General features: G+C 71.3%; 19 protein-coding genes and 2 pseudogenes. 15 read left to right on the top strand and 6 right to left on the bottom strand.

Going from position 1 to position 23,188, the window contains the following annotated elements; translation table 11 throughout:
• Nucleotides 1-63 precede the first annotated feature (63 nt).
• Nucleotides 64-1,134: an ATP-dependent DNA ligase gene (locus ACYUED_RS40190; RefSeq protein ID WP_491289335.1), complete on the top strand. Its 1,071-nt coding sequence runs from the start codon at nucleotides 64-66 to the stop codon at nucleotides 1,132-1,134.
• A 1-nt stretch (nucleotide 1,135) separates the two neighbouring features.
• Here the strand turns inward: ACYUED_RS40190 and ACYUED_RS40185 are convergent, their stop codons facing one another.
• A complete protein-coding gene (locus ACYUED_RS40185; RefSeq protein WP_491289334.1) occupies nucleotides 1,136-2,326 on the bottom strand; it encodes a zinc-dependent alcohol dehydrogenase in 1,191 nt (396 codons plus the stop codon).
• A 196-nt stretch (nucleotides 2,327-2,522) separates the two neighbouring features.
• Between ACYUED_RS40185 and ACYUED_RS40180 the strand changes: the two genes are divergently transcribed.
• Nucleotides 2,523-3,524 carry a DUF3048 domain-containing protein gene (locus tag ACYUED_RS40180; RefSeq protein ID WP_491289333.1) on the top strand — a complete coding sequence of 334 codons (1,002 nt, stop codon included), beginning with the start codon at nucleotides 2,523-2,525 and terminating at the stop codon, nucleotides 3,522-3,524.
• A 14-nt stretch (nucleotides 3,525-3,538) separates the two neighbouring features.
• Here ACYUED_RS40180 and ACYUED_RS40175 read toward each other — a convergent pair whose 3' ends face one another.
• Nucleotides 3,539-4,003 carry a MarR family winged helix-turn-helix transcriptional regulator gene (locus ACYUED_RS40175; RefSeq protein WP_266529401.1) on the bottom strand — a complete coding sequence of 155 codons (465 nt, stop codon included), beginning with the start codon at nucleotides 4,001-4,003 and terminating at the stop codon, nucleotides 3,539-3,541.
• A 211-nt stretch (nucleotides 4,004-4,214) separates the two neighbouring features.
• On the opposite strand from ACYUED_RS40175, the gene ACYUED_RS40170 reads away from it, so the two are divergent.
• The 8 genes from ACYUED_RS40170 (at nucleotide 4,215) to ACYUED_RS40135 (ending at nucleotide 11,543) form a co-directional block, all read left to right on the top strand.
• On the top strand, nucleotides 4,215-4,970 hold the full coding sequence (locus tag ACYUED_RS40170; RefSeq protein ID WP_491289332.1) for a CoA transferase subunit A: 756 nt from the start codon (nucleotides 4,215-4,217) through the stop codon (nucleotides 4,968-4,970).
• Nucleotides 4,970-5,614, top strand: coding sequence for a CoA transferase subunit B (locus tag ACYUED_RS40165; RefSeq protein ID WP_491289331.1), 645 nt, complete (start codon nucleotides 4,970-4,972; stop codon nucleotides 5,612-5,614). Before ACYUED_RS40170 ends, ACYUED_RS40165 begins: the two co-directional genes overlap by 1 nt.
• A complete protein-coding gene (locus ACYUED_RS40160; RefSeq protein WP_491289330.1) occupies nucleotides 5,611-6,813 on the top strand; it encodes a thiolase family protein in 1,203 nt (400 codons plus the stop codon). Before ACYUED_RS40165 ends, ACYUED_RS40160 begins: the two co-directional genes overlap by 4 nt.
• A 30-nt stretch (nucleotides 6,814-6,843) precedes the next feature.
• The gene (gene pcaH, locus ACYUED_RS40155; RefSeq protein ID WP_491289329.1) at nucleotides 6,844-7,617 is read left to right on the top strand and encodes a protocatechuate 3,4-dioxygenase subunit beta; all 774 of its coding nucleotides are present in this window, start codon (nucleotides 6,844-6,846) and stop codon (nucleotides 7,615-7,617) included.
• Between the two features lie 6 nt (nucleotides 7,618-7,623).
• The gene (gene pcaG, locus ACYUED_RS40150; protein WP_491289328.1) at nucleotides 7,624-8,229 is read left to right on the top strand and encodes a protocatechuate 3,4-dioxygenase subunit alpha; all 606 of its coding nucleotides are present in this window, start codon (nucleotides 7,624-7,626) and stop codon (nucleotides 8,227-8,229) included.
• Nucleotides 8,226-9,563 (top strand): 3-carboxy-cis,cis-muconate cycloisomerase, encoded by a 1,338-nt coding sequence (gene pcaB, locus ACYUED_RS40145; protein WP_491289327.1) that lies wholly within the window; start codon nucleotides 8,226-8,228, stop codon nucleotides 9,561-9,563. The genes pcaG and pcaB overlap by 4 nt, the downstream gene beginning before the upstream one ends.
• The gene (pcaDC, locus tag ACYUED_RS40140; RefSeq protein WP_491289326.1) at nucleotides 9,560-10,681 is read left to right on the top strand and encodes a bifunctional 3-oxoadipate enol-lactonase/4-carboxymuconolactone decarboxylase PcaDC; all 1,122 of its coding nucleotides are present in this window, start codon (nucleotides 9,560-9,562) and stop codon (nucleotides 10,679-10,681) included. The genes pcaB and pcaDC overlap by 4 nt, the downstream gene beginning before the upstream one ends.
• 70 nt (nucleotides 10,682-10,751) lie before the next feature.
• Complete coding sequence (locus tag ACYUED_RS40135) at nucleotides 10,752-11,543, top strand: SDR family NAD(P)-dependent oxidoreductase (RefSeq protein ID WP_491289325.1); 792 nt, start codon at nucleotides 10,752-10,754, stop codon at nucleotides 11,541-11,543.
• Between the two features lie 45 nt (nucleotides 11,544-11,588).
• Here the strand turns inward: ACYUED_RS40135 and ACYUED_RS40130 are convergent, their stop codons facing one another.
• Nucleotides 11,589-14,273: an ATP-binding protein gene (locus tag ACYUED_RS40130; RefSeq protein ID WP_491289324.1), complete on the bottom strand. Its 2,685-nt coding sequence runs from the start codon at nucleotides 14,271-14,273 to the stop codon at nucleotides 11,589-11,591.
• A gap of 180 nt (nucleotides 14,274-14,453) precedes the next feature.
• Here ACYUED_RS40130 and ACYUED_RS40125 point away from each other — a divergent pair.
• From ACYUED_RS40125 to ACYUED_RS40115, 3 genes and pseudogenes are all read left to right on the top strand, one after another.
• Nucleotides 14,454-14,753, top strand: a pseudogene (locus ACYUED_RS40125) (MFS transporter); the annotation flags it as partial.
• A 295-nt stretch (nucleotides 14,754-15,048) separates the two neighbouring features.
• A pseudogene (locus tag ACYUED_RS40120) lies at nucleotides 15,049-16,203 on the top strand (anhydro-N-acetylmuramic acid kinase).
• Nucleotides 16,204-16,253: 50 nt separating this feature from the next.
• Nucleotides 16,254-17,279, top strand: a complete 1,026-nt coding sequence (locus ACYUED_RS40115; RefSeq protein WP_491289323.1) for a DUF2510 domain-containing protein — start codon at nucleotides 16,254-16,256, stop codon at nucleotides 17,277-17,279.
• Nucleotides 17,280-17,425: 146 nt separating this feature from the next.
• Here the strand turns inward: ACYUED_RS40115 and ACYUED_RS40110 are convergent, their stop codons facing one another.
• Nucleotides 17,426-18,040, bottom strand: coding sequence for a TetR/AcrR family transcriptional regulator (locus tag ACYUED_RS40110; protein ID WP_491289322.1), 615 nt, complete (start codon nucleotides 18,038-18,040; stop codon nucleotides 17,426-17,428).
• Nucleotides 18,041-18,255: 215 nt separating this feature from the next.
• Here ACYUED_RS40110 and ACYUED_RS40105 point away from each other — a divergent pair, with 215 nt between their 5' ends.
• Both ACYUED_RS40105 and ACYUED_RS40100 read left to right on the top strand, forming a co-directional pair.
• Nucleotides 18,256-19,095: a phosphatase PAP2 family protein gene (locus ACYUED_RS40105; RefSeq protein ID WP_491289321.1), complete on the top strand. Its 840-nt coding sequence runs from the start codon at nucleotides 18,256-18,258 to the stop codon at nucleotides 19,093-19,095.
• Nucleotides 19,092-20,042: a DMT family protein gene (locus tag ACYUED_RS40100; RefSeq protein WP_491289320.1), complete on the top strand. Its 951-nt coding sequence runs from the start codon at nucleotides 19,092-19,094 to the stop codon at nucleotides 20,040-20,042. The genes ACYUED_RS40105 and ACYUED_RS40100 overlap by 4 nt, the downstream gene beginning before the upstream one ends.
• Before the next feature lie 19 nt (nucleotides 20,043-20,061).
• Here ACYUED_RS40100 and ACYUED_RS40095 read toward each other — a convergent pair whose 3' ends face one another.
• Nucleotides 20,062-20,949 carry an LURP-one-related family protein gene (locus ACYUED_RS40095; protein WP_491289319.1) on the bottom strand — a complete coding sequence of 296 codons (888 nt, stop codon included), beginning with the start codon at nucleotides 20,947-20,949 and terminating at the stop codon, nucleotides 20,062-20,064.
• 77 nt (nucleotides 20,950-21,026) lie between these two features.
• Nucleotides 21,027-23,081 (bottom strand): phosphocholine-specific phospholipase C, encoded by a 2,055-nt coding sequence (locus ACYUED_RS40090; protein WP_491289318.1) that lies wholly within the window; start codon nucleotides 23,079-23,081, stop codon nucleotides 21,027-21,029.
• Nucleotides 23,082-23,188 lie beyond the last annotated feature (107 nt).

Raw genomic sequence — 23,188 nt, 5'->3', positions numbered from 1 at the left:
TAAGCGCACCCGGCAAACCTCGCATACCGGGCGATTCATCACGCATGCGAGCACAATCTAGGCATGGATCTCCCGGTGATGCCGCCCGTGAAGCCGATGCTCGCCAAGTCGGTGGCGAGGATCCCGCCGGACATGCAGTACGAGGCGAAGTGGGACGGGTTCCGGGCGATCGTGTTCCGCGACGGCGACGAGGTCGAGCTGGGCAGCCGTACAGGAAAGCCGCTGACCAGGTACTTTCCCGAGCTGGTGACGGCGGTGAAGGAGCGGTTGCCGGGGCGCTGCGTGCTGGACGGCGAGATCGTGATCGCACGGGAGGGGCGGCTGGACTTCGACGCGCTGACCGAGCGCATCCACCCGGCCGACTCCCGGGTGCGGATGCTCGCCGAGAAGACCCCGGCGTCGCTCGTGGCCTTCGACCTGCTCGCGCTGGACGGCGAGTCGCTGCTCGACGTGTCCCTGACCGACCGGCGCGGCCTCCTGGTCAGCGCGCTGGAGGGCGTCACGGCCCCGGTCCATGTGGCGCCGGCGACGACCGACATCGACGTGGCGCGGCAGTGGTTCGAGCAGTACGAGGGAGCGGGCCTGGACGGTGTGATCGCCAAGCCGCTCACCCTGCGTTATCTCCAGGACCAGCGCGCCATGTTCAAGATCAAGCATGAGCGCACGGCGGACGTCGTCGTCGCGGGCTACCGCTTCCACAAGAGCGGCTCGGTCGTGGGCTCACTGCTGCTCGGCCTCTACGACGACAGGGGCACCCTGCAGCATGTGGGGGTGTCGGCCGCGTTCGCGATGAAGCGGCGCGCGGAGCTGGTGGAGGAGCTGGAGCCGCTGCGCCTTCAGGATGCCTCGGGCCACCCGTGGGCGGCCTGGTCCGACGAGGCCGCCCACGAGACGGCCCGGCTGCCCGGCGCCCCCAGCCGCTGGTCGGGCAAGAAGGACCTGTCCTGGGTGCCGCTGAGGCCGGAGCGGGTGGCCGAGGTGGCATACGACCACATGGAGAACGGGGCTCGTTTCCGGCACACGGCGCGCTTCCGCCGCTGGCGCCCGGACCGGACCCCCGAGAGCTGCACCTATGCGCAGCTGGAAGAGCCGGTGCGCTACGACCTGGACGAGATCCTTGACTCCCCCGCGTGACTCAGGGCGTCATCAGCACCTTGACCGCGCCGTCCTGCTTGCGCTGGAACATCTCGTACGCGTGCGGCGCGTCCGCGAGGGGCAGCCGGTGGGTGGCGAAGTCGTCGACGCCGAGCGGGTCCTCGTCCGTGATGTACGGCAGGATCTCGTCGCTCCAACGGCGCACGTTGGCCTGGCCCATGCGGATCTGGATCTGCTTGTCGAACAGGGTCAGCAGCGGCAGCGGATCGGCCATGCCGCCGTAGACGCCGCTGAGCGAGATGGTGCCGCCGCGGCGCACCAGTTCGATGGCGGTGTGCAGGGCGGCGAGCCGGTCGATACTGAAGCGCTCGGCGAACGGCCCGGCGATCTTCCGGGGCAGCATGGCCGAGGCCTGCTGGGCCAGGCGTGCGGCCGCGCTGCCGTGGGCCTCGGTGCCGACGGCGTCGATCACGGCGTCCGGGCCGCGGCCGTCGGTCCGGTCGCGGATGGCCGTGACCAGCTCCTTCTCGTTGTCGAAGCTCCTGAGGTCAAACGTCTCGACGCCGCGCCCGCGTGCCCGGCGCAGCCGTTCGCTCACCAGGTCCACCCCGAACACCTGTCCGGCGCCGCGCACCTGGGCGACACGGCAGGCCATGTCACCGATCGGCCCGAGGCCGAGCACGGCGACGCTGCCGCCTTCCGGGACGCTCGCGTACTCGACCGCCTGCCATGCGGTGGGCAGTACGTCGGAGAGGTACACGAAACGGTCGTCGGGCGGCCCGTGCGGGACCTTGATCGGGCCGAACTGCGCCTGCGGCACGCGCAGGTACTCGGCCTGGGCGCCCGGCACCGCGCCGTACAGACGGGTGTAGCCGAACAGGGCGGCGCCCATGCCCTCACTGGTCACCTGGGTGGTCTCGCACTGCGTCGGCAGCCCGGTCAGGCACATCCAGCAGTCGCCGCAGGCGATCTGGAACGGCACCACGACCCGGTCGCCCGCGGCGAGGTCCGGAACCCCCGCGCCGACCTCCTCGACGATGCCCATCGGTTCGTGTCCGAGGATGTCGCCCGGTGTCATGAACGGTGTGAGCACCTCGTACAGGTGCAGATCGGAGCCGCACAGCCCTGTCGAGGTGATGCGGATGACCGCGTCGGTCGGCTCCTGGATCTTCGGATCGGGCATGTCCTCGACCCGTATGTCCCGCTTTCCCTGCCAGGTCACAGCCTTCATCGCGTCGGACTCCCTCTGTCGCGTCGGTGTCTGCGGTCCTGCGGTGCGGCCCCGGGTACCCGGGCGGCCGCATCCCGAAGCAGGTTCAGGGGCCAATGGGCGTATTCGACGCGCGCAATCAGAACCGAGCGGGTATGGCCACCAATGAACGTATAAGCGCACAATCATTGACACGGGATGTGGTGCCACGGTGAGCATGAGACGGAAGGCGCGCCCGCGACGCGCTTCGATGACGGTGGCCGTGCTGGCCGCGACGGTGACGGCCGTGCTTGCGGCGGGCTGCACGGGAGGGCACGGTCCGGCGGACGACGGACGCGGGCGGACGGGATCCCCGGCCCCGCACAAGAGCGCCGTCGACAAGGGCTCCGCGAAAAAGGGGGCCAAGGGCTCCGTACTCGCCGTGAAGATCGACAACGCGCCCGGGGCCCGGCCCCAGACCGGGCTCGACGCGGCGGACGTCGTGTACGCGGAACAGGTCGAGGGCGGGCTGAGCCGTCTGATGGCGGTGTACGCCGGCACGCTGCCGAAGGTCGTCGGGCCGGTGCGCAGTGCCCGTGAGTCGGATCTTGAACTGTTGCGCCAGTTCCACGACCCGCTCCTCGCCTTCTCCGGGGCGCAGCACAAGCTGCTGCCGCTCATCGCCGACGCGCCACTGCAGCCGGAGCCGCCGGCGAAGGCGTCCGACGCCTACTTCCGCGGTGCCGGCAGGGCCGCACCGCACAACCTCTATCTGCGCCCCGCCCGTCTGATGAAGCGGGCGCCCGGCACGGACGCGCTCACGAATGGCTTCCGCTACGGCCCCGCGCCCGCGGGCGGCAAGCCGGCGAACACCCGCACGGTCCGCTACCCGGCCGCCGGCTTCACGTTCACCTGGTCCGCGAAGCTCCACCGCTACCTGGTGGCGATGGACGGTACGCCCACCGTGACGGCCGACGGGAAGCGCGTGACCCCGGCGACGGTCGTCGTGCAGTACGTGAAGATGCACAAGTCGGCCTTCCACGACGTCCTCGGCAACAACACGCCCTACACCGAGACGGTGGGTTCCGGGACGGCGCAGGTCCTGCGCGACGGGCGGGTCCACGACGTCAACTGGGAACGCGGGAAAGCCACGGACGGCACGGACTTCACGACGAAGGACGGCAAGCCGGTCAACTTCGCGAAGGGCCAGGTGTGGGTGGTGCTGGCACAGGCCTCGTGATCAGCCCGGTGCGCTCACCCCTGCGCCACGAGGGGTTCCGCCGGGTTGCGGAGCCCCTCGGCCGCGTCGGCGACCCGTCGGATGAGATCGAAGAAGACCGCCTGCTCCTTCGCGGACAGCGGCGCCAGGAAGACCTGGTTCATCCGGGCCGTGCGCACGGTCAGCTTGCGGTGGGTGCGCACGCCGTCGTCGGTGAGGCGCAGCAGGAAACGGCGGCCGTCCTGCGGGTCGCGCACCTTGTCGAGCAGCCCGCGGCGGCCGAGCCGGCTGATCACCTCGGCGATCGTGGACCGGTCGAGCCCCACCCGCTCGCCCACCGTGCGCTGGTCCAGGCCCGGCTCGGCGACGAGCGCGTTCAGGACCGCGAACTGCGGCGAGGTGATCTCCTCCGAGACCATCGTGTTCCACAGCAGGTAGTGGGCCTGCTGCAGCCGCCGGGCCAGGTGCCCGGGGTGGGTGGTGAGGTCCACCGCGGCCATGAGCGCTCCCGAGGTCGAATTCGTTGGTGCACTGAACGATACCTGGATGCCCTGTCGACTGTCTCCGGTCCTGCACGCACCTCTGACCTTCTTGTTCTCCGGGGTCTTGACGCTTCTCCGCGACAGTGACAGCGTGAAGGAAAGTTCACCGAAATACTCAGTGCCCTGATTAACTCGTGACCGGGCGCTCGGACGGGATGGGGCTTCGCGGATGGACAAGGTGGTGGCCACGGCCGGTGAGGCGGTGGCCGATGTGCCGGAGGGCTCGTCGCTGGCGGTGGGCGGTTTCGGGCTGAGCGGTGTGCCGAACGTGCTCATCCAGGCGCTCTACGAGCGGGGTGTGGCCGGGCTCAGAGTCGTGTCGAACAACTGCGGCGCGATGGAGAGCGGTCTCGCGGTCCTGCTCGCGGCGGGGCGGATCTCCCGGGTGACCGGCTCCTACATCGGCGCCAACAAGGAGTTCGCCCGGCAGTATCTGGGCGGCGAACTGGAGGTGGAGCTGATTCCGCAGGGCACCCTCGCCGAGCGGCTGCGCGCGGGCGGAGCCGGCATCCCCGCCTTCTACACGCCCGCGGGTGTGGGTACGCAGGTCGCCGACGGCGGGCTGCCCTGGCGCTACGACGGTGAGGGCGGCGTCGCTCTGGCCTCCCCGCCCAAGGAGGTGCGGGAGTTCGACGGCACCGAGTACGTGCTGGAGCGGGGCATCCGGACCGACTTCGCGCTGGTGCGGGCCGCCCGCGGGGACCGGCACGGGAATCTGGTGTTCAACAAGTCGACCCGGAACTTCAATCCGCTGGCGGCGATGGCCGGGAAGGTGACGATCGCCGAGGTGGAGGAGCTGGTGGAGCCGGGCGAGATCGACCCGGACCAGGTGCATCTGCCGGGGATCTTCGTGCAGCGGGTGGTCGCCCTCACTCCCGGGCAGGCGGCGGACAAGAAGATCGAGCAGCGGACGGTGAGCAGCTGATGGCCTGGAGCCGCGAGCAGATGGCCGGGCGAGCCGCCCAGGAGCTGGCCGACGGGCAGTACGTGAATCTCGGCATCGGTCTGCCGACGCTGATCCCGAACTATCTCCCGCCGGGCGTGGAGGTGATCCTGGAGTCGGAGAACGGGATCCTGGGCACGGGTCCGTATCCGACGGACGACCAGGTCGACCCGGATCTGATCAACGCCGGGAAGGAGACGGTGACGGTGTTGCCGGGCGCGTCCTTCTTCGACTCGGCGCTGTCGTTCTCGATGATCCGGGGCGGGCACATCGATGTGGCCGTGCTGGGCGCGATGCAGGTCTCGGCGACGGGCGATCTGGCGAACTGGGCCGTCCCGGGCAAGCTGGTCACCGGGATCGGCGGAGCGATGGACCTGGTGCACGGGGCCCGCACGGTCATCGTGGTGATGACCCACACCGCCAAGGACGGTTCGGCGAAGATCCTTCAGGAGTGCGCACTGCCGCTCACCGGCAAGGCGTGTGTGAACCGAATCATCACCGATCTCGGGGTGATCGACGTGACACCGGACGGGCTCGTGTTGACCGAGGTCGCCCCCGGAGTGCGCGTCGACGACGTCATCGCCAAGACCGCCGCCAAGCTGACGATCGCGGAGGACCTGCTGTGAACACGGTTTACATCGTCGAGGCGGTGCGTAGCCCGATCGGCCGCTACAACGGCGGCCTCGCAGGCGTCCGCCCGGACGACCTGGCCGCCCACGCCCTGCGCGAACTCCTCGCCCGTACACCGGAGTTGGACCCCTCCCGGATCGAGGACGTGTATTTCGGCAACGCGAACGGCGCCGGCGAGGAGAACCGTAACGTCGCCCGCATGGCCGCCCTGCTCGCCGGCCTGCCGACCTCCGTCCCGGGCGTCACCGTCAACCGCCTGTGCGCCTCCGGCCTGGAGGCGGTCATCCAGGCGGCCCGCGCCATCGCCGTCGGCGACGCCCACATCGCCGTGGCCGGTGGTGTGGAGTCGATGACCCGTGCCCCCTACGTCCTGCCCAAGAATGACCGGCCCTTCCCCGCCGCCCACACCGAGCTGTACTCGACCACCCTGGGCTGGCGGATGGTCAACCCGGCGATGGACCCGCAGTGGACCATCCCGCTCGGCGAGTCGGCCGAGCTGATCGCCGACAAGCACAAGATCAGCCGGGAGCAGCAGGACGAGTTCGCGCTCGCCTCCCACCAGAAGGCGGCGGCCGCTCAGCAACAGGACCTGTTCGACGCCGAGTTGGCCCCGGTGACGATCCCGCAGCGCAAGGGCGACCCGGTCGTCCTCAGCGCCGACGAGTCGGTGCGCGCGGATGCCTCCCTGACCGCGATGGCCAAGCTCAAGCCGTCCTTCCGCACCGAGAACGGCACGGTGACCGCGGGGAACGCCTCGCCGCTGAACGACGGTGCGGCGGCCCTGCTGCTCGTCGACGAGGAGGGTCTGAAGGCCACCGGCCGCGAGCCCCTCGCCCGCGTCTCGGCCACCGGCGTCTCGGCGATCGACCCGCACTACTTCGGCCTCGCCCCCGTCGAAGCCGTCAACCGCGCCCTCGCCAAGGCGGGCAGGACCTTCGCCGACCTGTCCGTCCTGGAACTGAACGAGGCCTTCGCCGCCCAGGTGCTGGGCTGCGTGGCCGAATGGCCCGAGTTCGACCCGGCGATCCTCAACCCCCAGGGCGGTGCCATCGCCCTCGGTCACCCGCTCGGCGCCTCCGGTGCCCGCCTCGCCGGCACCGTCGCCCACCAACTCGCCCGCCGTGGCTCCGGCACCGGCGTCGCCACCCTCTGCATCGGCGTCGGCCAGGGCCTCGCCCTCGTCCTCGAACGCTGAGAACCCCCGCGGAACCCCCGAGGAACTCCCATGACTCTCACCCAGCACGACATCGACCAGGAGATCGCGGCCGAGCACGCCGCGTACGAGAAGCGGATCGCCGACGGCGCGCCCGTAGAGCACCAGCCGCGCCGCGACTACGCGCCCTACCGCTCCTCCGTCCTGCGCCACCCCCAACAGCCGCCGGTCTCCATCGACGTCAGCAAGGACCCGGAGCTGGTGGAGCTGGCCTCCCCCGCCTTCGGCGAGCGGGACATCACCGAGATCGACAACGACCTCACCCGCCAGCACACCGGCGAACCGATCGGTGAGCGCATCACCGTCTCCGGCCGGCTCCTCGACCGGGACGGGCGCCCGATCCGCGGCCAGCTGGTCGAGGTCTGGCAGGCGAACTCGGCGGGCCGCTACGCCCACCAGCGAGAGCAGCACGACGCCCCGCTGGACCCGAACTTCACGGGCGTCGGCCGCACACTGACCGACGCCGAAGGGCACTACCACTTCACGACCGTGCAGCCGGGCCCGTACCCGTGGCGTCAGCACCTCAACGCGTGGCGGCCGGCCCACATCCACTTCTCTCTCTTCGGTTCGGCGTTCACGCAGCGGCTCGTGACGCAGATGTACTTCCCGAGCGACCCGCTGTTCCCGTACGACCCGATCATCCAGTCGGTGACCGACGACGCGGCCCGGCAGCGGCTGGTGGCGACCTACGACCACAGCCTGTCGGTGCCGGAGTTCTCGATGGGCTACCACTGGGACATCGTGCTCGACGGGCCGCACGCCACCTGGATCGAAGAAGGACGCTGACCTGCCATGACGAAGATCGACACGAGCCGTCCGGAGACCGTCCTGCCGACCCCGTCGCACACGGTCGGCCCCTTCTACGGCCACGCCCTGCCCTTCCCCGGCGGCGGCGACATCGCCCCGGTCGGACACCCTGACACGGTCACCGTCGAGGGGTACGTGTACGACGGTGAGGGCAAGCCCCTGCCCGACGCCTTCGTGGAACTGTGGGGTGCGGACCCCGACGGCAACATCCCGCAGACGGACGGCTCGATCCGGCGCGACCCCGCGACCGGCGGCTATCTGGGCCGCAACGGCGTGGAGTTCACCGGCTGGGGACGCATCCAGACGGACGCCAACGGCCACTGGTACGCGCGGACGCTGCGTCCGGGCGCGCGCGGGCGGAGCGCCCCGTACATCAGCGTGTGCGTGTTCGCGCGCGGGCTGCTGGTGCACCTGTTCACCAGGATCTATCTGCCCGGTGACCAGGCGGCACTCGCCGCCGACCCGCTGCTGGCCGCTCTGGACGAGGAGCGACGCGAGACGCTGGTCGCGAAGGACGAGGGCAGGGGCACGTACCGTTTCGACATCCGCCTTCAGGGCGAGGGCGAGACGGTCTTCCTGGAGTTCCGGTGACTCCCCCAGTCGATCCTGACGACGCCGGCCTGCTCGCCCCCGGGTGGGCAGGCTCTCCCGCCGCGTCCGCTACGGCCGACACGGCGTATCTGCAGGCCCTGCTCGACGCGGAGGCCGCGCTCACGCGGGCCCAGGCAGCCTGCAATCTCGTCCCGGCCGAGGCGGCGACCGCGATCACCGATGCGGCGCACGCCGGCCGCTTCGACGTACGCTCCCTCGCCGAGCGCGCCCGCTCGGGCGGCAACCCCGTCATCCCGCTGGTCACCGATCTGACGAAGGCGGTCGGCGAGGAGTACGGGCCCTACGTCCACCGGGGCGCGACCAGCCAGGACATCATGGACACGGCGACGATGCTGGTCGCCGTGCGCACCCTGGGCCTGATCCTCGCCGACCTCGCACGCACCGAACGGGCACTGGCCCGGTCGGCGGCCGGCCACCGCGACAGCGCGATGCCGGGACGGACGCTCACCCAGCACGCCGTACCGACGACGTTCGGGCTGAAGGCGGCCGGCTGGCGGTCGCTGGTGCTCGACGCGCGCGACCGAGTCATCGGGGTACGGGACGCTCTGCCCGTCCAACTCGGCGGTGCGGCCGGGACATTGGCGGCCTTCACCGCCTACGGCAGCCGGAACACCGTGGACCTCACAGCGGCATTCGCCCGCGAACTCGGCCTCGACGCACCGCTCCTCCCCTGGCACACCCTCCGCACACCGGTCGCCGATCTCGCCGGCTGCCTGGCCTTCACTGCAGGGGCCCTGGGCAAGGTCGCGACGGATGTGCTCGTCCTCGGGCGCACCGAGATCGCCGAGGTCACGGAGGGCAGTGGGGGTGGCTCCTCCGCCATGCCGCACAAGGCGAATCCCGTACGGTCCACGCTGATCGTCGCCGCGGCTCGGCGGGCGCCGCAGCTCGCGGCCACGCTGTACGGGTCGATGACCGCCGAGGACGAGCGTCCGGCGGGGGCCTGGCACGCCGAGTGGGAGCCGCTCAGGGATCTGCTGCGTCTGGTCGGTGGTGCCGCCCGGGACGCCGCCGAACTGACCGAAGGGCTGCGGGTGCACGCGGAGGTGATGCGTGAACACCTGGGCCTCACCCACGGGTTGATCGTCTCGGAGCGGCTGTCGGCGGAGCTGGCCTCCGTGCTGGGCCGCGCCCGCGCCAAAACCCTGCTGACCGAGCTGGCCCGGCGCACCTACTCGGAGTGCCGCCCCCTGCACGAACTGCTTGCCGAGGAGCCCGAGTTGAAGGACGTCCACCTCACCGAGCTCACCGATCCCGCCCGTTACACCGGCTCCGCCGGAGCCCTCACCGACCGTGCTCTGGAGCGACGTTGACCGAGAAACTCCTCAACCACCGTGCCGAGGGGCCCACTTCCGCTCCGCCGCTGCTGCTCGGGCCCTCGCTCGGTACGTCGTACGCCCTGTGGGACAAGGTGGCGCCCGAGCTGTCCATCACCCACCGCGTGGTGCGCTGGGACCTGCCGGGGCACGGCCGGTCGGCGCCCGGACTGATCGGCCCGGGCGCGACCGTCGGTGACCTCGCCGACCTGGTGCTCGCGCTCGCCGACTCGCTCGGCATCGAGCGGTTCGCGTACGCGGGTGTGTCCCTCGGCGGTGCCGTCGGCCTGCATCTCGCCCTGCATCACCCGCAGCGGCTGTCGTCGCTGGCCGTGATCTGCTCCTCGGCGCACTTCAACGGCTCGAAGCCGTGGGAGGAGCGGGCCGAGCTGGTGCGGCGCGAAGGGGTGGGGTCGCTCGTGGAGAGCGCCGACGCCCGGTGGTTCACGCCCGGTTTCACCGTGCCGGAGCTGGTGCGGGACCAGCGGGACGCCGACCCGGACGCGTACGCCGCCTGCTGTGACGCCCTGGCCGCCTTCGACGTGCGCGACCGGCTCGCGGAGATCTCCGTGCGCACGCTGCTGATCGCCGGGCGCGAGGACAGGGCGACCCCGCCGCCCCATCTGCGGGAGATCGCGGACGCGGTGCCGGGGGCCGCGCTCGTGGAGCTCCCCGGGGCCGCGCACCTGGCACCGGCCCAGTGCCCCCAGGCCGTGCTGACGGCCCTCCGTACGCACCTCGGCGGGGGCGCCAAGCGGGGCATGGAGGTGCGGCGCGAGGTGCTCGGTGACACGCACGTGGACCGGGCGCAGGCCCGGCAGACGCCCTTCACCGCTCGTTTCCAGGACTTCATCTCGCGCTACGCCTGGGGCGAGATCTGGACCGACCCGACCCTCTCACGCCGCGAACGCAGCATGATCACGCTGACGGCTCTGGTCGCGCACGGGCACTACGACGAGCTGGCCATGCACGTGCGGGCGGCGCGGCGCAACGGCCTCACGCCCGAGGAGATCGGTGCGGTGCTGCTGCAGACGGCCGTGTACTGCGGGGTCCCGGCGGCGAACTCGGCGTTCGCGGCCGCCCAGCGGGTGCTTGCGGAGGACGACGACCTCTGAGGGTGACCCTGCTGGTCGTAGCTTCAGCAGCACCTCGCACATGCCTCCCCCGCGTGCCTACGGTGGAGGCATGTCCACCATCCTGATCACCGGCTCCACCTCCGGCCTCGGCCGCTACGTCGCCTTCGAGCTGGTCCGCTCCGGCCATGTCGTCCTCGCCCACGGCCGCGACCCGGTCAGGACCCGTGAGCTGGTCGCCGAGTTGCGCGCCGGGGGCGACGCCGAGCCGTTCGTCGCCGATCTGGCCTCGCTGACGCAGGTGCGCGAGCTGGGCGCGCAGGTCGCCGAGGCACATCCCGACCTCGATGTGCTGATCAACAACGCGGGCGTCGGAGCGGGCGCGCCCGGCACCGGGCGCGAGCTGAGCACCGACGGACACGAACTCCGGTTCGCCGTGAACTACTTGGCGCCGGTGGTCCTGACCCGCGCCCTGCTGCCTGTGCTGCGCGCGAACACTCCCGCGCGCGTCGTCAACGTCGGCTCGGTCGGCCAGGAGCCCCTCGCCTTCGACGACGTCGAGTTCCGGCGCGGCTACGACGGCTTCGCGGCGTACTGCCGCGCCAAGTTCGCCCTGGCGGCCCATACGTTCGCCCTTGCCGAAGAGCTGGCGGACACCGGCGTCTCGGTGAACGTCCTGCACCCGGCGACCTTCATGGACACGGCGATGGTGCGCGAGGGCGGCGTCACCCCCTGGAACACGGTCGCCGACGGGGCGCCAGGCGTGCTGGCCCTCGCGACCCAGGACCGGGGCACGGGCGGCTACTTCGACGGCGCGCGCCCGTCGAGGGCGCACGAGTCGACGTACGACCACGAACTGCAGAAACGCCTGTCGACGGTCACAGACCAACTGCTGTCGCTGTAGCGCCCTTTGACGCGCGCGGGGCTGTGTCGTTTTGCGCTGTGCCGATCAGCGCAGCCCTCGCCCGTTCTCCAGCACTTCCCTCGCCTGCGTCACCAATCCATCCGCACCGCACGAACGAGCAAGCGCCAGACCCCGGTTGAGCTCGGCGACCGACCGTGCGGCGATGCCGTACTCGACGCGGGCCGCGGCATGCTCGTACTGGCAGGGCGAGGCCTCCAGATACGCGACTGCCTGCGAAGCCAGCCGCACCGACCGCTGCCCGGTCTCCAGCGCCGCGGCACACCTCAGCGCCTCACCGATGGCCGTGTCCGTGCCGAACCGCTCGGCCTGCCGACGGGCGTCCGTGGCGAGCTGGGCGGCGCGAGCCGGATCCTCCGTGGCGAGGGCACGGGCGAGGTCGAGAGCCCAGGGGACGACGACCGGGTTGTGGTGGCCGCGCGCGGTGGCCGCCTTCTCGGCCTCCTCCAGTTCGTTGATGCCGTCCTTGGTGCGGCCGACGGCGAGCAGCAGCCTGCCGCGCACCGACCGTGGGTCCGGCAGCACGATGGTGGACGGGTAGGCAGGTGCGAAGCCGTACTGCTCGGCGATCGCCCAGGCCTCCTCGACATGGCCGCGGGCGAGCAGGACGTCCACGAGGTTGCACGTGGCCGTCCAGTACAGGGGCAGACGGCGGCCGACGCGCTCGGCGATGCGCAGTGACTCGCGCAGGGACGCCTCCGCCTCACGGAGCCGACCGCGCCTGCGGTGTCCGAGGCCGACGTAGGCGTGGGCGAGGGAGAGGTGGCCGCCGCTCCAGCCGGCCGATTCGTAGGCGCGCAGGCCCTCGTTGTAGAGGGCGTCGGCGCGGTCCAGGCGGTCGCTGTAGGCGTAGGAGTTGGCGAGCATCAGCAGGAGCTCGATGCCCCACTCGGTGTCGGTCCAGCCGAGGCCCGGTGCGAGGCGGCCGTTGACGAGGGCGCGGTCACAGTGTTCGACGACCTCCTCGGCGTTCTCGCCCTGGATCAGGGCGTCGAAGCCGCGGAGCATGAGCAGGGCGCGCTCGGAGTTGTCGCGGCCGGTGCAGGTGCGGGCGAGGTCGGCCAGGCGCCGGGAGCGACCGGGCGAGGTCGACTCACCGGCGTGGATGCCCTCCCACATGTACTGCACGGCCTGCAGCCGCAACCTGGCGGGGCCCGCCTCGTGCCGTGCGGCCTCCGCCTCGACCGTGCGGACGGCCTCCTCCAGCTGGTCGTTGTGGAGGAGTGCCTGGGAGAGGCGGAAGACGGCGTCGACACGGGTGTGGCCGTCGAGGCCCGGCATCCCGAGCGCGGACTGCAGGTGGCCGATGGTGGTGGAGGGTGCGGTGAGCAGGGTGGCGCAGCCGAGTTCGTAGAGCACGCGCGCGTGGACATCGGCGGTCGGCGGTTCCAGCAGGGCGCGCTCCAGGCAGCGGCGGGCCGCGTCCGGGGCGCCGACGGCGAGGTGTTCGCGGGCGGCCTCGCGCAGCTGCTCGACGAGTTCCTCGTCGTCGTCCGGGTGCACCTGGAGGAGGTGCCGGGAGGCCATGGCGGCGCCGAGTCCGGAGTCCGAGACGACCTGGGCGGCGATGCCGTGCATGGCGGTGCGCAGGGCGTCCGGGATGGAGTTGTATACGGCGGATGCGATCAGCGGATGCACGAACTCCAGCTCGCCGTCGGCGGCTTGGGCGCTCGCCGGGTCGGGCTCGGTGAGGATGCGGGCGTCCTTGAGCAGTTCGGCGCAGCGCACCGCGTCGCCGTGGTCCATGGTGGCGAGCCTGGCCACCAGGCCGACGGAGATGCCGGTGCCGAGGATCGCGGCCGCCCAGGCGAACCGGGTGGCGTCGATGCCGAGTTCCTCGAGGCGGGCGACGAGACCGCCGCCGCGGGCCGCGCGGTTGAGGGCGCGCAGTTCGGCGGCGGCGCTCTCGGTCGGCTCCAGCTCGCTGTCCTGGACCTTGGCGAGGAGTTCCACGGTCTCGTACGGGTTGCCGCCGGTGACGGCCCAGACCTCGCGGCAGAACGGGGCGTCGGCGTGGGCGCCCAGGGTGGCGCGGGTGAGGCCGGCGGTGGCGTCCGGGGTGAGGGCGCTGAGGGTGGCGTCGGGGCCGCCCGCGGCGGCGGCGACGGCTTCGAGGTGGCGGGCGCTCTCGCCGCTGACCTCGCCGGGCCGCCTGGCCACCACGACCAGGACGGGCAGGTCGTCGAGCCGCTCGGCGAACGCGGCGAGCCAGCGCAGCGTCTCCCCGTCGGCCCAGTGCGCGTCGTCGATCAGCAGGACCAGTGGATAGTCCCGGCGGGCCAGTCGGCGCACCCCGGCGACGAGGCCGTCGCACACACCCTGCGGGTCGGCCTGGCGTTCGCCGGGCTCCGTGAGGCCGAGGGCCGGGCCGGCGATGTCGTACCAGTCGCCGAGGTACTCGCGTCCCTCCTCCGGCAGCAGTGACACCAGTGCGGGCTGCAGCAGCTGGCGCACCACGTTGAAGGGGACGGACCTGAGGGTCTCGCCGCCGCGGGCCGACCACACGGTGCAGCCGCGCCGTTCGGCGATGCGGCGGGTCTCGGCCAGCAGGGCGGTCTTGCCGATTCCCGCCTCGCCGCGGATCACCAGCAGGCTGCCCGAGGACGAGCGGTCGGCGCACAGGTTCTCGACCGCCTGCACGACGGCGGCGACTTCCTCGTCGCGCTCCCACAGGGAGGCCGAGGTGGCCTCCGTGGGCCGGACCTCCGTCATCCCATTACCTCCCCAAGTCGCCCGAACGACGTACAGATCTCGAGCGTAGCCGTCCTCTCGCGGAAGTGGAGGCCGGTCCGCGTACCTGTTGCCGTGATGGGTGACAGTAGGTGCAGGCGGGCGACGCCTGGAGCCCGTGATCTGCGTGTGTGAAGGTAATTGACAGTCAAAGGCGCTGAAATGACGCTGTTTTTCGGACAACGCCGGGCGGTGCGGGATGCGTCCACGGTAAGGGCTCTGGCGGCGGGTTCGGTGGGCGACTTCGTCGAGTGGTACGAGTTCGGGGTCTACGGCTGCTTCGCGACCGTCATCGCCGCACGCTTCTTCACACCGGAGGGCGGCGGGGAGGCGGAGGCTCTGGTGAGGACGTACGCGTCGTTCGCGCTGGCGTTCTCCCTCCGGCCCGTCGGGGCGGCCCTGTTCGGGCGGCTCGGTGACCGGATCGGCCGCCGTCCGGTGCTGATCCTGGTGATCGTGCTGCCCATCCGTGAAGCGGACGGGGAACGCCGACATCCCCGGGTACTACGCGGCGGCGACCTGCGCGGTGAGCACCCTCGCCTTCACCAGGGCACCGAAAAGGAAGACCCGTTCATTGAAAGCAGGCCATCGGACCTGAGCGCGACAAGGAGCCCGGACCACACCCCGCACGGCAACCGCCGATCGGACGACGAACGTCGACATCCCCAAGGGCAACACGGGCGACACGCGGGGCGACACACGCGGTGAGTGCCTCCCCTCGCCACCAAGGCACCGAAATGGAAAGCGAGTTGATCGGATGCGGGTCATCGGTCTGATGTCGGGCACGTCCTACGACGCCATCGACGCGGCGGCGGCCGACCTGAGCCTTGTCGGCGACAGCCTCGTCCTGAGGCCGCTGGGGATGGTGAGCGAGGCGTACGACGAGGAGCTGCGGGCGGCGATCACGGCCGCGCTGCCGCCGAGTGCCACGTCGCTCGCGGAGGTGTGCCGGCTCGACACGGGGATCGGGCGGGCCTTCGCGGCGACGGCCGCCCGGGCGAACCGTGAACTGCACGACGGACAGGCCGAGTTGGTCTCCTCGCACGGGCAGACCGTGTACCACTGGACGGACGGCGGCACGGTGCACGGAACGCTGCAGCTCGGGCAGCCCGCCTGGATCGCCGAGGCGACCGGCTTGCCCGTGGTCGCCGGCTTCAGGCCACGCGACATCGCCGCCGGCGGACAGGGCGCGCCCCCTGGTGAGCCTGGTCGACCTGCTGTGGCTGCGCGGCCGTCCGGGCGCCCCCGTCGCCCTCGACCTCGGCGGTATCGCCAACCTCACCGCACCCGACGGCACGGCCTTCGACACCGGGCCCGCGTGCGCACTGATCGACGCGGCGGCCAAGGGGTTCAGTGGCGGCCGGTTCGCGTACGACGTCGACGGGCCCTGGCCGGTCGCGGCAGCGTCCACGAGCCCTTGCTGGAGCGGCTGCTGGCGGAGCCGTACTACGCGCTGCCCGCACCGAAGACGACCGGAAAGGAACTGTTCCACCTCGGGTATCTGCGGGACGCGCCGGCCGGGTTCGGGACGCTCAGGGCCGAGGACGTGGTCGCCACGCTGACGATGCTCGCGGCCCGGACGGTCGCGGACGCCGTGCGCGCGCTCGGCGCCACCGAGGTGATCGCGTCCGGTGGCGGGACCCGGAATCCGGTGCTCATGGGGATGCTGGGCGAGCGCCTGCCCGGGGTGGCGGTGCGCACGTCCGACGAGCTGGGGCTGGCGGCGGACGCGAAGGAGGCGTACGCCTTCGCGGTGCTCGGGTTCCTGACCTGGCACGGTCTGCCGGGCACCGAGCCCGCGAGCACCGGGGCGCGGCACCCGGGCGTGCTCGGTTCGATCACGCCCGGGCGGGGCGGCCTGCGGCTTCCGGCACCGGTCACGGAGCCGCCCGTGCGGCTGATCCTCGGCTGAAGTCCGGATCCTCTCATCCCGCTTTCACCGACGCCTCATACGGTGGGGGCATGACGCAGGTGACTCCTCCCGGGTGGTATCCCGACCCGGGGCAGACGAGTGAGGGTCCCGCCGGCGAACGCTGGTGGGACGGCAACGCATGGACGGACCAGACCCGCCCCGCGGCGTCGGCCGCCGTATGGGGTCCCCCGGCGCAGTCGCCGACGGCCGGGCCCGGGGCCGGTCCGCCATACGCAACTCAAGGGGCGTATCCGGCCTATCCGGCGTTTCCCGCGCAACCACCGGCCTCCCCGCGACGCGGGCTCCGCACGGGCATCTCCGTCGCGGTGGCCGTTGCGGTGCTGGCGAGCATCGGTGTGGGCGTGTGGGCGCTGACGGACAGCGGCAGCTCGGGCGGCGGCAGCGCGAGCTCGCAGGGGCCGGGCGGTCAGGGCGGCGGGCCCGGTGGGCAGGGCGGTTCGAACGGCGGCAACGGCGGTTCGTCGGGCGGGTCGGGCGGTCCCGGTTCGCCCACACCCGGCCAGTCCGAGGCGCCGAAGATCACCAGCGGTTCGGTGACCGACGCGGTGAGCGGCATCAGCCTGCCCATCCCGGACGACTGGTACGGCCAGCAGCTCCAGGCGGGCGCGCAGATCACGTCCAACGACTCCTACAAGTGCCCCGGGGAGCCCTCCAAGCCCTGCTCGAAGGGCGGCGCGTACTCGGCGCCGGCCCTCGCTCTGGGCACCCCCGGCGCCACGGCCGAGGCGGTCGCGAAGGCCGACATCAAGGCGAACGCCGAGGAGTCCTACGGCGGCAAGACCTACGGTTCGATCACGTTGCACGACGAACTGGAGTCCAAGGCGGTGACGGTCGCCGGGCAGAAGGGCTACCTGGTCCGCTGGAAGGCGGTCACCAGCAAGGGCTCGGACGGCTATGTCGAGTCGCTCGCGTTCCCCTCGCCCGCGAACGCCGCCCAGATCGTGGTGGTCCGCTTCGGTGTCGACGTCGGCGAGAAGCAGTCGGTCATCGACACGGTCACCAAGGGCATCAAAGTGTCGACCGGCAGCGGCAACGGCAACGGCCAGACGGTCTGACACCGCCCCGGAGAGAAGTCGGCCGGGCGGGACTCCCTCCGCTCAAGAGGAGTCCCACCCGGCCGGGGGGTGCGCGCCGCCCCCGTCCCCACGGTGCGGCGCGATCAGGTCACCGTCCAGTCATCCCGTGGACGGCGGCCTGAGTCTCAGGTGAGGCCCAGCGCCGGCAGCACGGCGGCCTCCACGAAACGGACCAGGTATGCGGGGTCGGCGTACTCTCCGTCCACGACGGGCCGGGCGCGCACGACGCCGAACATCTGGGCCGGGATGTACTCCAGCGCCGGATGGTCGCCGGCGATCTCGCCGCGTTCCACCCCGCGCCGCAGGATCTCCTTCAGCGCGACGATCTCCGGCTCCACGAGCGCCTCGCGCAGCGCCTTGGCCAGGTCCGCGTCCTGGGTGACGGCGTGTCCGAGCGCCTGCAGCAGCTTGGTGTCGTTCAGTGACCACCGGCCCACGGCCCGCGCGGCCTCGCGCAGGTCGTCCGCGAGCGACCCGGTGTCGATGTCGCCGAAGCGGGCCTTGCGACGGGAGCGCAGGGCGGCCACGACGAACTGGGGCTTCGTCTTCCACTGCCGGTAGAGGGTCGACTTGCTGCAGCGGGTGCTGGAGGCGATCCCCTCCATCGTGACGGCGTCGTACCCGCACTCCCGGATCTGTTCGAGCACGGCGTCGAAGAACTCCCGCTCACGCTCGGGCGTGATCTTGGAGCGGCGCGAGGCGGCGACCGTCTCCGGTCCGTCCGCGGCCTGCGACGTCATCTGGCTCGTCCCTTCACTCGAGTCCCGCTCTATTCCCTGAATCCAGTGTGTCGTACCTCAATCGATACGCCAGTGTACCGGAACGCCAACGTATCGGTACACTGCCGTATCGGAACGCTTTCGTTTCGGGACGGAGGCGTATCGATGAGTTCCGGCCGCGCCAGAGGTCTCGACTCGTACCGCCACAAGCACCACGTCAGCGAAGGGGCCGGGGGATGAATGCCCGCACCGAGCCTGCAGAGGGAGAGACCGACGCGATAGCGCGGCCTCCGCTCGTCCGTGAGTTCCTGCTCGTCGCAGGGCTCTTCCTCGTCTACAAGTTCGGCCGGCAGCTGGCGACCGGGCACACCGGCGAGGCCCTCCACAACGCCCATCGCGTGTGGGACCTGGAGCGGGCGCTCCACCTGCCGGGCGAGGGCTCGGTGCAGTCCCTCCTCCTGCACAGCGACACGCTGGTGCACATCGCGAACACCTACTACGCGACCGTCCACTTCCCCGCCACCGTGGCCTTCCTGGTCTGGCTGTACCTGCGGCGCCCGGCGCACTACGTGTGGGCCCGCCGGGTCCTGGCCACGGTCACCTCGGCAGCCCTGGTGCTGCCCTTCGTCCTCCCGCTGGCGCCCCCGCGGATGCTGGCCGCCACCGGTCTCGTCGACACCGCGCATGTGTACGGCCCCTCGGTGTACGGCCCGCCGTCCTCGGACCATCTCTCGAACCAGTTCGCGGCGATGCCGTCACTGCATTTCGGATGGGCCCTGATGGTGGCTGTCGGCCTGATCGCCGCAACCCGGTCGCGTCTGCGCTGGCTGTGGCTGCTGCATCCGCTGGTGACGCTGCTGGTCATCGTGGGGACGGCGAACCACTACTGGCTCGACGCGATCGTCGCGACCGCCATGCTCGGTCTCGCGCTCGCGCTGATCCACCGACCGCAACGGACCGTCAGCACCGCCGGCCGCGGCGCCGACACGCTCGTACCGGCCCGGGTCGGCCCGGCCCAAGGCCGCCCGGCCGACGGTCCGGCCGAGGAGAACATCCTGGTCGGAGCGGGCCGATGACCGCCACCCTCGTCGCCGTCGCCCTCTCGATGGTCTCCGCCGTCGCCTACGCGGCCGCGGCGGTCGCCCAGGAACGGCTCGCCGCCCGCAGCGGCGACACCGGCATGCTGCGGCTGCTGGCTTCGGGCGCCTGGTGGGCCTCGGTCGGGCTCAACGCCGGGGCGGCCCTGCTGCACGTCGTGGCCCTCAAGTACGGCCCGCTCACCGTCGTACAGCCGCTGGGTGCGCTCACCCTGGTCGCCGCGGTGCCGATGGGGGCGCGGGCGGCCGGGCGACGGGTCAGCGCGACCGAGTGGCGGGGTACGGCCCTGACGCTTGCCGGGCTGGCCGCACTGCTGGTGACCGCGTCCGGGTCGGCGCCAGGGCAGGTGCTGAGCCTGACCGAGGCGGTGGCGGTCGCGGGGACCACGGCCGCGCTGATCGGGATGCTGGGACGGCCCGGGGCCCGGCCCGGGCTCCGGCACGCCACGGCGTCCGGGTTCGCCTCGGGAGTGGCCTCCGCGCTCACGCAGACCGTGACGGTGTCCGCGACGGACCCTTCGGGGTCCGCACCGAGCCCGCAAGTCGTCCTGGTGGCGGTGCTGGTGGCGGCCTTCGCGGTGGGCGGACTGCTGCTGTCCCAGACGGCCTACCGCGGGGGGCTCGGTGCCCCGCTCGCGGTGGTGACCCTCTCCAACCCGGTGGCGGCCTCGGTCATCGGGCTCACGCTGCTCGGGCAGGGACTGCGCGGCGGCGCCACGGGTGTACTCCTGGCCCTCGCGGGCGCGGCACTCGCCTCGTGGGGTGTCGTCCTGCTGACCCGGGTGGCGCCCGCTGCGGCCCCGGCTCCGGCCGACGAGGAGCACCCGGTGGCCGCGGTGCTGGCCCTGAAGCCGGAAACGGCCACGCCCGAACCGGCGTTGGTGCCCAGGCCGTCCGCCGAGCCGGGACATCTCACACCACTGTGACCCGCCGCACCGGCCTGCCCTAGCCGAGGCCGCGCGAGTCCTGCTTGAGCGCCGTGTCGACGGTCAGAGCGGTGGCGACGACGAGACTCAGCAGCGGCTCGGGCAGCTGGTAGTGGATCTGCAGGACGTAGTTGTCCGCGGTCGTGAACATCGTTCTGGCGAGGCCTTCCCAGGTCTTGGTGATCCGGGCGACCTCGTTGTCCGCGTGGTCGACGATCGCGAAGTTCCAGGCCCGCCAGTTCTCCGCCTTGATCGCGCCGACCTTCTGGCCGTTCGCGTTCATCGCGAAGTTGATCTTCCCGATCATGTTCTGCTGGACGATCTCGCCGACCTGCGAACCGTCAGGACGCGACACGACGACCCTCGACTTGACGATCTTCGCGGGCCGGGTCAGCAGCAGCTGCGGCTGACCGTGGGCGTCACGGATCTCCAGCCGGTGGGTCATGAACTGGTCGAGGCTGGAGAGAAGGCGCGCCGCCTTCTTCAGCGCGCTCTGCCCCACCTCGGTGACCGAGCCGATCTGGTTGCCGTTCTGATCCATGACCGTGTACTCGTTGGTCACCTCGATCAGCTTGGCCTTCTGGTTGACCACCAGGACCGGTTCGGTGAACAGGCTGCCGCCGCCGGGGCCGCCGGCGGCGACCCCGGCCTGCTGCTGCACCTGACGCTGCACCCGCGGATCCGGACCCGCGGCCTGCTGCGGCACGTGATGCGGTGCCTGCTGCTGGGCCTGCTGCTGGGCCTGCTGCTGGGCCTGCTGCTGGGCCTGCTGCTGGGCAGCCTGCGCCTGCTGCTGGTCCGTGTTCGTGTGCTGGGTCCACTGAGCGCCGTCCCAGTAACGGAGGGTCTGAGGCGCTCCGTGCGGATCCGGGTACCAGCCTGCAGGAGTGTTCGAATGCGTGGTCACCGGGGCACATTACCCCGGTCCCACCATCACCTCGCCAGCCCCCGCGAGGCACCATTCTTCAGCTTTTACCCGGCAGTTCACCGCGTGATGATCGCCGGATCACTCACGCCGGGCCGACCGTTCTCGACATGTCCGGCGAATCGCCGCAGGAACGCCGTATCCGCCTCGGAGGTGACCGTCAGGTCGTACCAGCGCCTGCTCGCAGCGAGGTCGACCGTGTGCCTGACGGTGGCACCGGGCCGGACCGTGAAGGTCCGCGGGTGGTACCCGTATCCGCCGGCCAGCTTCAGACGCACCGTGCCGGAGCCCTTGTTGGTGAAGGTCAGCTCGACGTGCTCGCCGCTGTGGCGGGCGGTGACCTCGGGCCCGGCCGTCTTGTTCGGGCCCTTGAAGGCGCGCAGGAAGCCGTTCGGGCCGTGCACGGTCAGGTCGTACGAGCCGCTCGAGTACGCCGAGTTCCAGGCGTCCGAGACGGTCTTGCCGGCCTCGGTGGTGTAGCTCCAGGGACCGTCGGTGCGGTTGCCGGAGGTCACCAGGAAGGCGGCGCCCGCCGTCGCGCCCGAGGCGAAGGTCAGCGTGAACTTCCCGGTGGCGTTGTCCACCGAGCCGTCCACGTGCGGGGCGTACTTGAGGGGACGCGCCGGGCGCAGACCGCGCTCCTGCCTGGGCAGCGCACCCTTGGCCGGCGGGGTCGGCACATAGTCCGGGTGACGGTCCTTGTCCGGCGGCCGGTAGCCGTCGGTGTCGGGCAGGGCGACCGGCTTGGTGTCCTGGTGGGAGAAGTCGAAGGCCGCGGTCAGGTCACCGCAGATGGCGCGCCGCCAGGGCGAGATGTGGGGCTCGTGCACGCCGAAGCGGGTCTCCATGAACCGGATGACGGAGGTGTGGTCGAGGGTCTCGGAGCAGACGTATCCGCCCTTGCTCCAGGGCGAGACGACGATCATCGGCACGCGCTGGCCGAGGCCGTAGGGGCCGGCCGGGTGGGAGCCGCTGCCCTTGAACAGGTCGGGGCCGACGTCGACGGTGGACTTGCCCTGCGCGGCGGAGCCCGGCGGGTACGGCGGGATCTGGTGGTCGAAGAAGCCGTCGTTCTCGTCGTAGGTGATGAACAGGGCCGTCTTCGCCCACACCTTCGGGTCGGAGGTGAGAGCGTCGAGGACCTGGGCGATATACCAGGCGCCGTAGTTCGCGGGCCAGTTGGGGTGCTCGGTGAAGGCCTCGGGGGCGACGATCCACGAGATCTGCGGCAGCTTGCCGCCCTTCACATCGGCCTTGAGCTGGTCGAAGAAACCCTCGCCCCTGCGGGCGTCGGTGCCGGTGCGGGCCTTGTCGTAGAGCGGGTCGCCGGGCTTGGCGTCGCGGTACTGGTTGAAGTAGAGAAGCGAGTTGTCGCCGTAGTTGCCGCGGTAGGCGTCCGGGATCCAGCCCCAGCTGCCGTTCGCGTCGAGGCCGTCACCGACGTCCTGGTAGATCTTCCAGGAGACGCCGGCCTTCTCCAGGCGCTCGGGGTAGGTGGTCCAGCCGTAGCCCGCCTCGTCGTTGCCGAGGACCGGGCCGCCGCCCTGTCCGTCGTTGCCCGTGTACCCGGTCCACATGTAGTAGCGGTTCGGGTCGGTGGAGCCGATGAGCGAGCAGTGGTACGCGTCACAGATGGTGAAGGAGTCGGCGAGCGCGTAGTGGAAGGGGATGTCGTCGCGGTTCAGGTACGCCATCGTCGTGGAGCCCTTGGAGGGGACCCACTTGTCGTACTTGCCCTCGTTGAAGGCGTCATGTCCGTCGTTCCAGCCGTGCGGGAGGTCCTGGATGAAGGCCAGGCCCAGGTCGTCCGCGTCCGGGTGGAAGGGCAGGATCTCCTTGCCGCCGGCGTCCTTCTGGTGCCAGACGGACGTGCCGTTCGGCCAGGTCACCGGGCGAGGGTCGCCGAAGCCGCGGACGCCTCCGAGCGAACCGAAGTAGTGGTCGAAAGAACGGTTCTCCTGCATCAGGACGACGATGTGCTCGACGTCCTTGATCGACCCGGTGCGGTGGTTCGCGGGCAGCGCGGCGGCGCGCTCGATGCTGTTGGACAGGGCCGTGAACGCGGCGGTCGCACCCGCGAGTTGCAGGAATCGGCGCCGATCTACTTCGGACATGGGTGAGTGCCTCTCATCCTGGTGCGGATGGCCGGGACGTGACGGATTGCGCGCGATGCGAGTGTTCCAAGAGCAACAAACGTCAGGGAAGGGTCCGGTGGCGCCCA

The sequence above is a fragment of the Streptomyces sp. DF42 genome, from assembly GCF_058267695.1.
The sequence above is the reverse complement of the archived record's forward strand: the minus strand, read 5'-3'. Positions and strand labels throughout refer to the sequence as shown.